Genomic DNA, 10508 nt, shown 5'->3' on the forward strand with positions numbered 1-10508 from the left:
TTCAGAATACTCTACCCATAAAGGGATAGAGTTTTAATTATTGTTGAATATTTAATACTAGTTTCGCTTAACCTCGGGCGAGGTTTTAACCAATATTCATTACCCACTCGTACAGAATTCATACCTGAATTCTGACCGGAGGCGGAGCTTTCCTTGCTCCGCTCCTGAGTTCTGAATTCTTCTTATAAACCCACACAAAAATAAAGAGAGTGGGAAACGCGCCAGAAGTTCGCTGCGTCACAGTGTATCCAAAAGAATTTGTTGGTGAAGTATTTGCCTAAATGTACTTTTAGGCGAAAAAGTTGGCGTGCTATTCTTGTGGAATCAACACACTGTTTTTCTCCGAACTTAGCATCATACATAGAAATCAAACCCTGAGTCACAAGGATTTACGGATGCTAATTGAAACCAAAATCGGAACTTCTTTGAACTACTATCTAATCGCTTTTGATGCTAATGGCAAAGAACGCGACAACAATGGAGAGCTAATTAGCCAAAAGGTATTAGAACTCTTATCCAGGTCTGAGAAACCAATCACAGATGTCTTTTTGATGAGCCACGGATGGCAAGGTGACATTCCGGCGGCAAAAAACCAGTATGACAAATGGATTGCAGCTATGGCTAAAAACCAGGCTGATATTGAAAAAATGCAACAGGTGCGACCAGGATTTAACCCCCTGTTGATCGGTTTACATTGGCCTAGTAAGCCTTGGGGAGATGAAGACCTAAGTGCAGTGTCGCCAGACAAAACAATTGTGTCTTTTGACACGACAGATGATTCTCAGGAAGAGTTAGTTGAACAGTATGCTCAACGGATAGCTGATACTGAAACTAGTAGAGAAGCACTCAGAACAATTTTCGCTGCGGCGGGAGAATATGATGTTGCACCTGAGACATTACCATCAGAGGTGCGTGAAGCTTATGAGGTTTTGATTCAGGAAGCATCTTTAAGTAGTGAAGCAGAAGATGCAGATGCGTGGAGCGAAAACGAATCATTAAATTTAGATCCTGAAAGTGTATATGAAGCTACCCTGATAGAAGAAAACGAAGATGTCAGCTTCGGAATTGGGGATAGTGTGAAATCAGCGGGAGATGCATTTTTGAACATTCCGAGATTGTTATCTTTCTGGAAGATGAAAGACCTCGCTCGGAAAATTGGTCAAACTAGCGGTTTCAATTTGTTAAACAGACTTCAACAGGTGACAAATGAGAGTGTGCGATTTCATTTGATGGGGCACAGTTTTGGATGTATTTTTGTTTCAGCTACCGTAGCAGGTACCAAAAATAACAAATTAATCCGTCCAGTTAATTCTCTTGTCTTAATACAAGGCGCTTTATCACTCTGGTCTTTCTGCTCAAATGTCCCTTATAGAAAAAATATTCCTGGTTACTTCCGCTCCATTATTAGCGATCGCAAAGTTACAGGGCCGATTGTTACTACCCAATCTCAGTATGATAAAGCTGTCAAAAATGCTTATCCTATGGCGGGAACACTGGGAATATTTGGGGGGCAAGATATAGATTTTGACCCTAATAGTGAGAAGACATATCCCGGTGTCGGTGGCATTGGTTGTTATGGAATTCAGGGTGATGGTTTAGAAATTGTTAATGATCCAAAAGGTATGCTACCCCTGCAAGAATCCTACAACTTTGAACCCGGGAAAATTTACAACTTGGAAAGTAGTAAATATATTATTGTTCCTCCTAGCCTATTAGACCTTTTCACGGGCGCTCACAACGCTATTGACAAAGCTGAAGTAGCTCATGCTGTATGGTCGGCAGCGCTTGCTAGTTAATTAAACAGTGTCTTTAACAGGTAAAAAGTAAAAAGAGAATTCCCCAAATTTTAATTAGGGAATTTTAAGCGATCGCCTTTTTATCCATAAATAAATTTAGGCGGTTCACATTTGCTTCGTTCGGTGAATTCCAAATACAAGGACTAGGTAAAATGAGCATAGAACAGCTGACAAAAGAGCTATATTTCAATGGAATTGACGGTGCATCAGGAGAGTATTTGTTGCCTCCTTTGACACCTGAGCAGCTTTCTAAAATTGCTCAGGGCGAAGATTTTGATCCCATAGAAATCAGCGAACTCAAGAAAAAGGATCTGCATGTTAAAGGTTTAGAACCCGACTTTGCCCCGATAGAGGGAGTAGATCCTAAAGACCTTGCACAAACAGGTTGGGGAGTTATTTTCGCTTTTAATGCCGATCCAGCAATCAAAGAAGCGCTGAAGGAATTGTTAGAACATCGGCAAAAACAAGCCTCGAAAAATCACGAAAACTATTATAAGGAATACACTGGCCCTAAAGGTTATCGTCCAGGGGAATCAAAAAATCAATTTTTGTCGCGTCATGGAGTTGGTCCAGGCCCTGCTGACCCAGATAAAATGCCTTATTATCTGTTGATTGTTGGCGATCCAGAAACCATTCCTTATCGTTTTCAGTACCAACTTGATGTGCAATATGCGGTGGGTCGGATTTACTTTGATACCCCCCAAGAATATGCTCAGTATGCTCGCAGTGTTGTACAGGCTGAAACTACTAATTTAAACCTACCTCGTCGCGCTAGCTTTTTTGGGGTACGTACCAAGGGTGATGCAGCCACTGAACTTAGTGCTGATAACTTGATTCGGCCCCTAGCTGATTGGATGCTGGATGAGCATAAAGACAATAGTTGGACAGTACAAACCTTACTCGCAGAAGAAGCCACCAAGGCACGGTTAGGGAAACTGTTAGGAGGTGAAGAAACACCCGCTTTGCTGTTCACCGCTAGTCATGGTATGGGCTTTCCTAATGGAAATGAGCGGCAACTACGCCATCAGGGCGCTTTACTCTGTCAGGACTGGCCCGGCAAAGATAAGTGGACTAAAGCAATTCCCGAAGAATTTTACTTCTCTGCGGACGATGTTGGCGATGATGCTAAGTTACTAGGGCTAATTGCTTTTCACTTTGCTTGTTATGGTGCTGGGACACCTAAATTTGATGAGTTTGCCCATAGAAAAGGCTCTAATGAAAGACCAGCGATCGCTCCTAACGCCTTTATTGCACCTCTACCCCGACGGCTCCTGAGCCACCCCAACGGCGGTGCTTTGGCTGTCATCGGTCATGTAGAACGAGCTTGGGGTTGTTCTTTCGTTTGGGAAAAAACTGGTAAGCAATTAGCAGTATTTCAAAGTACCTTAAAGCGATTGCTAGATGGTCATCCTGTGGGGTCAGCTGTTGAGTATTTCAACGAGCGCTATGCTGAACTTTCTTCTGATTTGAGTACAGAATTAGAAGAAATTAAATATGGTGCGATCAGCGATCCGATGAATATATCTGGTATGTGGACGGCAAACAATGATGCTCGTAGTTATGCCATTATTGGCGACCCCGCAGTTAAATTAGTTGTGGGTGACAATCAGACAAACGATCGCTCTGTTATCTCATCAGTGAATTTACCTACTGCTCCTGCAACACCCCAAGCATCTGATACATCAGCAATTGGGCAAGCCCAGGCAAACTTAACCCAAGCCCTAGAAAAGTTTGTCAACACAGTTGAGCAAGCTTCAGTTGACCGCACGGAAAAACTTCAGGCGGCACTGTTAGCCGTAGTTAGTCTAGTTGACACCTTAAAGAAATTGAAATAATTGGGAATTGGGAATTGGGCATTGGGCATTGGGCATTGGGCATTGGGCATTGGGAATTGGTTATTAATTCTTCTCCCTCATCTCCCTCATCTCCCTCATCTCCCTCATCTCCCTCATCTCCCTCATCTCCCTCATCTCCCTCATCTCCCTCATCTCCCTCATCCTCCCCTGCTCCCCCTGCCCCCTACTCCCTACTCCCTGCCCCCTACTCCCCACTCCCATTAACTAATCATGAAATTCGGTGTTATTGTTTTTCCCGGTTCTAATTGCGATCGCGATGTTGCTTATGTAACCAGAGACTTGCTCTTACAACCGACTCGTATGGTTTGGCATCAAGAAACGGACATTACTGATTTGGATGTCGTTATCATCCCTGGTGGCTTTAGTTACGGGGATTATCTGCGCTGCGGTGCGATCGCGCGTTTTTCACCCGTGATGCAGCAGGTTATCGAACATGCCCAAAAGGGTAAGTTTGTAATCGGTATTTGTAACGGTTTTCAGGTATTAACTGAAGCTGGACTTTTGCCAGGGGTGTTGACTAGAAATCGGGATTTGCATTTTATCTGCGATCGCGCCCCCTTGAAAGTTGAGCGGACTAATCTCCCTTGGACACAAGCTTACGCGACTGGTGAAGTTATCACTTTGCCCATTGCCCACGGGGAGGGGCAATTCTACGCTGATGAAGCCACTCTTGCAGAAATTGAAGATAACGGGCAAGTTGTGTTTCGCTATGAAGGGGAGAATCCCAACGGTTCACTGAACAACATTGCCGGAATTTGCGATCGCCAGGGCAATGTGTTGGGGATGATGCCGCACCCAGAAAGAGCGTCTGACGCGATGCTGGGGAATAGCGATGGCTTGAGGCTGTTTCAAGGATTGTTAGAGAAGGTAGCCGCATAACCTAGAGCAAATATCGAGCGATTAGGTTGGGTGTTTTGCGATCGCTGTCTGAAAGATATACTAAGATTCGGCGTTGCATATTTGTGGGATGATTTTGCTAGTTTTGTGGGATGGGCATCTTGCCCGTCCTTTATATTTCAGGGCGGGCGAGACGCCCACCCTACAAGAATCATCCCTTGATTCAGCAACGCCTAAGATTCTTCTACAAACGGCGATCGCTCCATCACATCAGGTCTTAGCTGTAAGCAGCGATAGAATTTGCCTTACCGATAGCGTACCCCTACGGGAAAGCAAGCTATAGGTCTTAAACCCTTGCTCTCTCTGGTAGTGGCAGGAAACAGAGCAAAGCCTGAGCCGTTTCCTGTCTTCTCCGGGGCAGTTTTCCTCCTGCCTCCTGCCTTCCTTGATAAATTAACGTACCTCTTTAAGAGTATCAATTTGCTTGGTAAACAACTCAGTAAATAAACTAAGCACAGTCCGTTCTTCGCGTACTTTTATATTGGCACTAATTGACATACCTGATTGCAACGGGACGTTTTTACCCCTAATCACTAAGGATTGTTGATCTAAATTGAGCTTTGCCGGAAATCTATAAAACTGATGTGTTTGGTCTGGCGGTAATGCGTCTGACCCTATCCCAGCCAGTTCTCCTTTGATATCGCCAAATTCGCTGTAAGGAAAAGAGTCAATTCTGATATCTACTCTCATACCTTTTCGCACAAAACCAATATCTTTGTTAGTGATGAAAACTTCAGCTATATACTTTTCATTTGGGACTATTTGCAGCAGTTTTGTAGTCGGAGTCGCTACAAATCCAGGGTTTTTTGCTTGTAAATCGAAAATTGTTCCGGCTACAGGCGCACGGAGTTCTTGATATTTAACATTTAACTGTGCTTGAGCTATTTTACTATTGACATCTGCCAAACGCTGCTCATTATCTAAAATAACTTTCATGAATTGGCTATCGATTTGGGCAATGCGCTGTTTGTTATCAGCTATCTTATCCAAAATGTTTTTATCAGAAAGAGCCACCGTATTGCTTAACTCTTGTTGCCTTTTTTCTATATCAAACTGGAGGCGTTTTTCTTCCTCATTTAATTGCGCTATTTCTGCTGTACGGTTTTGTACTTCTTGTTGCTGGTTGAGATACTGAAGTCGAGAAATTCCACCTTCTTGTGCTAATATCTTCAGCTTATCTAAAATGCGCTGTTGAATAGCTAAAATTGATTTACTATCTTCAAGTTTAAATTGATTTTGACTAAGTTGTTTTTTGGTCTTTTCTATTTCTAATCGCGCTGCTGAAGAACGAGAGTCTAATTCTTTTTTGGCAACTTGTAGAAGTTGTTGCTCATCAATTCCTAGTTCAGAATCAACACCAGAATTTTTTAATTGAGTCCGTAATAATTCATTTTCTCCTACTAACGCTGCCCGACTTTTCAGGAGAAAAGCAGTTTCTTGTGGCAAATTACCGCGCAAATAAAATAGTTCAGATCCCGTGGCATTAGTTGCCCTCATCAATCGGCGATAAATCTGGTTTTCTCTAGTTAATGCGACGCGAATTTTATTCAAAGAATTTAATTCAGCCACAGAAGCAATGGAATCAAAAGTCAGCAACAAATCTCCTGGCTTTACTGCTTGCCCATCTTTAACATTAACTGTTTTCACGACTCCACTAACAGGAGCCTGAACTTCTTTGATTGTTCCTTCTGGCTTTAATTGCCCTGTGGCTGGCACTACTTGCTCAATTTTGGCAAAATAAGCCCAAAGAATTCCAAAGCAGGCTAGCAGCATGAGAGTAACCATGATTGTACGCGACCAAATTGGAGATTGGCGCAAGACAATAGATTGCTCAAATTCCTGACTACTTGAGTTGATTAAAGACTGTTGAGCAGCTTTCTGTTGTTTTGTAAGTACTGATGAATCTTGCTTGACTCCATTTTTCTGATTGCCGTTGACGTGATTCCCATTAAGTTGAGTCATAACGATTTTAGATTTTGGATTTTAGATTTTGGATTTTTTGTAGAGTGGACACTCTTTGCCAATGCGAAAACCTTGATTTTGATATTTTGTGATAGTACCTACCTCACAGTTAGCTATATCTATGGAATGTTAGTCAAACTGAAAATCCTTTGAAAAAGAGGCAGGGAGTGAGGGGGATGAGGGGGATGAGGGAGCAGGGGGAGATGAGGGAGTGAGGGACAAGAATTAATGCCCAATGCCCCATGCCCAATGCCCAATGCCCAATGCAATGACTAATTACAAGTTCACATCTTGTTGCTGATACAGGTAAAAATAATGACCTTTAGCAGCCATTAATTCTTGATGGCTACCTTGTTCTATAACCCTGCTATTATCCATCACTACGATCATGTCTGCATTACTTACAGTGTTCAGCCGATGGGTAATAAAAAATACTGTATCACCCTTGAATGCTTTGGCTAAATTGAGACATATTTGCCGTTCTGTGGGATAATCTAATGCGCTGGTTGCTTCATCTAAAACCAGTAATTTTGGTCGTTGTAAAACAGAGCGAGCGATCGCAATTCTTTGTCGTTGTCCACCTGAAAGTGCAGAACCCCGTTCTCCTACCCGCGTGTTGTAACCGTTGGGTAAGTTCATGATAAATTCGTGGGCGCACGCAACCTGAGCCGCTTCGATAATTTCTTCGGTTGTTGCATCGGGATTGGTTAGGGCAATATTTTCTTGAACGCTACCGTCAAACAACAACGTTTCTTGGGGAACTACACCAATTTGTCGTCGTAGTGAATAGAGTTCCACTTTGGCAATATCATAACCATCAATCAAAATTCTGCCGGACTCAGTTTCGTAAAGTCTCAGCAGTAACTTCATCATCGTACTTTTACCAGATCCACTTTGTCCGACAATGCCGACAAATTTCCCTGGCTCAAATTCGAGGTTGACATTAGAAAGTTGCATAGGCCCACTTGTGCCAAAACGGAAGGAAACATTTTCGTATTTCACTGCTCCCTTAATCGTAGGTAAGGGTATATTGTAGCGGTCTGTTTCTGCTTCTTGTGGGGTATCGACAATATCGCTTAAACGCTCTAGGGACAAGGCTGTTTCTTGGAAGCTTTGCCAGAGTTGAGCTAAACGCAATATTGGGCTGGTGACGTAACCCGATATAATTCTAAAGGCAATTAATTCGCCTAAAGTCAATTCTCCTTGGAGTACTAAATAAGCTCCTACCCACAAAACTAGTAAGCTGCTGAGTTTGTTGAGAAAGTTGCTGGTAGAGTTAGCGAGGGTGGAAGTGACAACTGTTTTAAAACCAGCAGCGACAAACCGAGCGTAACGCTCTTGCCAAGAAAAACGCGATCGCAATTCGATATTTTGCGCTTTTACGGTTTGAATTCCTGACATCACCTCTACTAAATAAGATTGAGTTTCGGCGTTGCGTTCGGCTTTGGCACGTAACTGTCTACTAATGGTGGGAGAAGCAACTAAGGTGATAATTACAAATACTGGAATTGTGCTTAAGCCTATTAAGGTAAGTTCCCAACTGTAAATCAGCATCACACCGATATAGACCAGGGAGAATAGAGCATCTAACCCGACTGTTAAGGCAGTACCAGTCAAGAATTGGCGGATATTTTCTAATTCGTTGATGCGAGTGGAAAGTTCACCCACCGGTCGGCGTTCAAAGTAGCGCAGTGGTAAACGTAATAAGTGGTCAATAATTTGCGACCCTAAACCCATATCGATCCGGTTAGTAGTATCGACAAATAAGTAGGTTCGTAAAGTAGTCAGTACTGCTTCAAATAGTCCGACTACTAAGAGCAAAATCCCCAAAATATGTAGTGTGCCAATACTATTTTGAGTGATAACTTTGTCGATAATTAACTGAACCACCAGAGGATTCGCCAATGCTGCCAACTGCACGAAAAAGGAAGCGATAAAGACCTCTATCAAAACTCGCCGATGGCGTGACAAATAGGGTATAAACCACCGTAAACTAAAACGTTCTTGCGGCGTTTGATTGGTAGCAGTCAGCAATAATACTTTAACTTTGGGCGGAAAGTCGGTTGGGTCAACATCTAATTGTTCAACCAATTGAGCGGGTTTGCAGCGCACAATGCCTTTGGATGGAACACCCACAACTACGGTATTTGCATCCACTTCATATAAAACGGCAAAATTATCACCATAACGAATCAGCGCTGGTGTCGGAATGCGCGTCACTGAGGCGATTGGTAGCTCTATCAACTGCGCTTTAAGTCCGATTAACTCTGCCAGGTAAGCAGTAACTTGAAACGATATAGTACCCTGACGTTTGACTTGCTCAGTTAAGATGCGACGAACCACTTCTCGACGAAACGGCATTTCTAGGTGCTTCGCAATCATTTGGAAGCAGGCGAAGGCTGTATTTAATTCTCCCTTACCACTAAAAAATGGGTATTTTTGTTTTGACGAACTCTTTGAGGTTGGGGGGGCTGTCTGGGTAACTATTTCGGTTGATGCGTAGGGAATATCTAATTCTTCTTGGCTATCTGATTTAGTGTTACTTACCGCAAGTACTATCTCATGACTATCTTCCAATATCAAATCTGACGGATGTATACCAACCAACCGTGCGGGATTTTGACTTATGACTTGGATATTGTCTCTGTCATTGTCCGATTCTATGCGATCGCCAGGTGAGAAATTCGTTACTGTGCCTCCGCCACTCAAAAACCAGACCCTTTCGCTATCGAGTTGGTTGAGTGGAGTTGCCCCGGGAGGGAGGTAATGTATTTTCGCCTGTGGTAAGGCATTTTCTGCCACTTCTTTAAAATTTAAAGTAGCGAGCGGTTGCTGTTTCCAATATGAGCTGAGAATATCGAAAACTTCGATTAAATAGCTGCGGTTCTTGCGAACATTGGCAAAAGCTGGGTATAAACCCAAAAAGCTAAAATATGCCGATGCACTCAAGGTTAAACATACTACTTCGGTGGAGGCGATCGCTGTTTCACAGGCGACATCGCGCAACAAACCAATTTCGCCAATAATTTCCCCTGGTTGCAGCAATTTTAGGGTAATTGGCATTTGCGTCTGGGGGTCATATCCCAACAGGCGCACTTGTCCCTCATAAATGATCGTGATGTGTTCCGGGAGACTTTCTTTACCGATGATTTTCTGACCTATCCGATAGCGCCAAGCTTGCACCTGTTCTGATAGGTTAGCGATCGCTGCATCTGGTAAGTGATCAAACCCTTCTAGGGTGGTAACAAATTCGAGGAAACTGTTCTTAATATAAGTCATATAAAACAAGTAAAAGTGAGGAATTAAGCCGAAAACATTAGGGAGTATTTCTTACTAACAGTGGCAGTGTTGGCTTTTTTGCTACTAGTGGCAAAACTTTTGTGCAATTCCGGTGTCTAAATATGTAAAAGTACAGAGGGGAGGTTCGTCTAATTGCAGCCCTGTATTTATATCACACAGTTACAATTGTTAGGTGTTTTTCAAAATAAAGTAAAGTGTAAATACATTGAGGATAAGTTATCACTTGCTTAACGTCGTATAATTTATACAAATTTAAATTCAGTAATTAGCATTGCAATTATGTAAAATCGATACTCATCATCAAACTAAGACACATAAACGCAGTTATTAAATTTAGCGTCGCTCATTCGCTCATTATTTATGATAATCAACATGAAACTATCACAGATGCTTTTTTAAGTAAATACCCTAATTAAGAATTATGTAATAAAAAAAACTTTAAATTTCTGAACTATTTTTTACAAATTCTTATAGGGATTGACAGTCTCACTGATGGCAAAGACGGTAAGCTTTCCTTAGTAAACACCGATATGCCGGATTTCTGAAAGAATTATCCATCACTTTTTTGCTAGCTTAATTTAGAGGATGTTTTAAAAGTTTTGGGCGAATATAATTCGCTACTACACTAGCATTGTCCACCTCCGTGGACTAACACAAAATCAAGGATTTCAAACCCACGGAGGTGGGTAAAGTCTCG

At 42.3% G+C, this 10508-nt stretch carries 7 protein-coding genes; 5 read left to right on the forward strand and 2 right to left on the reverse strand.

Annotation, left to right across the window (positions count from 1 at the left end; translation table 11 throughout):
- Window positions 1–395: 395 nt before the first annotated feature.
- The 5 genes from LC574_RS09555 (at window position 396) to LC574_RS09575 (ending at window position 4832) form a co-directional block, all read left to right on the forward strand.
- Window positions 396–1796 (forward strand): hypothetical protein, encoded by a 1401-nt coding sequence (locus LC574_RS09555; protein ID WP_229453253.1) that lies wholly within the window; start codon window positions 396–398, stop codon window positions 1794–1796.
- Window positions 1797–1948: 152 nt separating this feature from the next.
- On the forward strand, window positions 1949–3631 hold the full coding sequence (locus LC574_RS09560; RefSeq protein WP_229453263.1) for a C25 family cysteine peptidase: 1683 nt from the start codon (window positions 1949–1951) through the stop codon (window positions 3629–3631).
- Between the two features lie 14 nt (window positions 3632–3645).
- Window positions 3646–3897, forward strand: a complete 252-nt coding sequence (locus LC574_RS09565; protein WP_229453265.1) for a hypothetical protein — start codon at window positions 3646–3648, stop codon at window positions 3895–3897.
- Entirely contained in the window at window positions 3863–4531 is a 669-nt protein-coding gene (gene purQ / locus LC574_RS09570; RefSeq protein ID WP_229453267.1) for a phosphoribosylformylglycinamidine synthase subunit PurQ, read from the forward strand. The genes LC574_RS09565 and purQ overlap by 35 nt, the downstream gene beginning before the upstream one ends.
- Window positions 4532–4619: 88 nt before the next feature.
- Window positions 4620–4832 carry a hypothetical protein gene (locus LC574_RS09575; RefSeq protein WP_229453269.1) on the forward strand — a complete coding sequence of 71 codons (213 nt, stop codon included), beginning with the start codon at window positions 4620–4622 and terminating at the stop codon, window positions 4830–4832.
- Between the two features lie 110 nt (window positions 4833–4942).
- Here the strand turns inward: LC574_RS09575 and LC574_RS09580 are convergent, their stop codons facing one another.
- A complete protein-coding gene (locus LC574_RS09580) occupies window positions 4943–6511 on the reverse strand; it encodes an HlyD family efflux transporter periplasmic adaptor subunit (protein WP_229453270.1) in 1569 nt (522 codons plus the stop codon).
- Window positions 6512–6787: 276 nt separating this feature from the next.
- Window positions 6788–9790 carry a peptidase domain-containing ABC transporter gene (locus LC574_RS09585; protein ID WP_229453272.1) on the reverse strand — a complete coding sequence of 1001 codons (3003 nt, stop codon included), beginning with the start codon at window positions 9788–9790 and terminating at the stop codon, window positions 6788–6790.
- Between the last annotated feature and the right edge of the window lie 718 nt (window positions 9791–10508).

Origin of the sequence: Nostoc sp. CHAB 5715 (assembly GCF_020829685.1) — a bacterium.
Lineage (GTDB): Bacteria > Cyanobacteriota > Cyanobacteriia > Cyanobacteriales > Nostocaceae > Nostoc.

Bases quoted from the DNA above. Each gene is read 5' to 3' on its own strand.
- purQ (WP_229453267.1), top strand. From the start codon at position 3,863: ATGAAATTCGGTGTTATTGTTTTTCCCGGTTCTAATTGCGATCGCGAT.
- LC574_RS09575 (WP_229453269.1), top strand. From the start codon at position 4,620: ATGATTTTGCTAGTTTTGTGGGATGGGCATCTTGCCCGTCCTTTATAT.
- LC574_RS09560 (WP_229453263.1), top strand. From the start codon at position 1,949: ATGAGCATAGAACAGCTGACAAAAGAGCTATATTTCAATGGAATTGAC.
- LC574_RS09580 (WP_229453270.1), bottom strand. From the start codon at position 6,511: ATGACTCAACTTAATGGGAATCACGTCAACGGCAATCAGAAAAATGGA.
- LC574_RS09555 (WP_229453253.1), top strand. From the start codon at position 396: ATGCTAATTGAAACCAAAATCGGAACTTCTTTGAACTACTATCTAATC.
- LC574_RS09585 (WP_229453272.1), bottom strand. From the start codon at position 9,790: ATGACTTATATTAAGAACAGTTTCCTCGAATTTGTTACCACCCTAGAA.